Origin of the sequence: Polaribacter sp. 20A6, assembly GCF_011378915.1 — a bacterium.
GTDB lineage: Bacteria > Bacteroidota > Bacteroidia > Flavobacteriales > Flavobacteriaceae > Polaribacter > Polaribacter sejongensis.
The window spans coordinates 1-960 of the sequence record NZ_WTPZ01000051.1; the positions used below are offsets into that span (position 1 = coordinate 1).

A 960-nucleotide genomic window follows, 5' to 3' on the forward strand; every position below is an offset into this window, starting at 1 on the left:
TATTGAGTTAGTCATTTAGTTTCCGTATCTTATAGCTTTAAAACATTGATATATGGATAATTTTGAAGGTCAAGATATACTAAACTTTATAAAAGAACTACCAAATGATGAAGCCTGTAAAGCTTATTTATCAAAAATAAAATGGCAGGATGGTTTTAAATGTAGTAAATGTGGACATACAAAAGGTTGTGAAAAAGCTGGATATAATTATCACTGTTATGCTTGCCATCATGTAGAAAGTGCTACTGCAAATACACTTTTTCATAAAGTTAAATTTGGATTGCAAAAAGCGTTTTGTGTTGCTTTTGAAATGAGTACAAATAGTAAAAGTACTTCAAGTATTCAAATGGGTAAACGCTTTAGTATTCGTCAAGGAACTGCATGGTATTTTATGCAAAAAGTTCGTAAAGCAATGAAAAGTAGTCAAAAATATCCTCTAGAAACCTTAATTCATGTTGATGAGTTTACTGTTGGAGGAAAAGAAGAAGGAAAACAAGGTAGGAGTTACGATACAAAAAAGAAAAAAGCCGTAATTGCAGTAGAATTAACAGATAACAATAAGGTGAAAAGAGTTTACATTAAATCTATAAACGACTATTCTGCAAAATCATTAACACCAATTTTTGAAGAACACATAAGTAAATCTGCTAAAATAATAACAGATAAATGGAGAGGATATGAACCTTTGAAAGAAGTTTATAACATTGAGCAAATCTATAGTAATAATGGTGCTAACTTTAAACAATTACATGTCATGATTATGCAAGTTAAGTCTTGGCTTAGAGCAATACCAACTCATGTAAGTAAATGGCATATTCAAGCTTATTTTGATGAATTTTGTTTTAGAATTAATAGATCTCAATTTCAGAAAAGTATATTTCATAAAACAATTGAAAGAATGGTAGTTGCCAAACCAGTTTATCAAAATCAAATAAAACAGAAGCTAAACGTATAACTCAA

1 protein-coding gene is annotated in these 960 nt (G+C 29.1%); it reads left to right on the plus strand.

The window, feature by feature from the left end:
• Nucleotides 1-52: 52 nt before the first annotated feature.
• The gene (locus GQS57_RS18335) at nt 53-955 is read left to right on the plus strand and encodes an IS1595 family transposase (RefSeq protein WP_165734421.1); all 903 of its coding nucleotides are present in this window, start codon (nt 53-55) and stop codon (nt 953-955) included.
• Nucleotides 956-960 lie beyond the last annotated feature (5 nt).

Excerpts from the sequence above, each read along its gene's own strand:
- GQS57_RS18335 (WP_165734421.1), top strand. The coding sequence starts at position 53 with ATGGATAATTTTGAAGGTCAAGATATACTAAACTTTATAAAAGAACTA.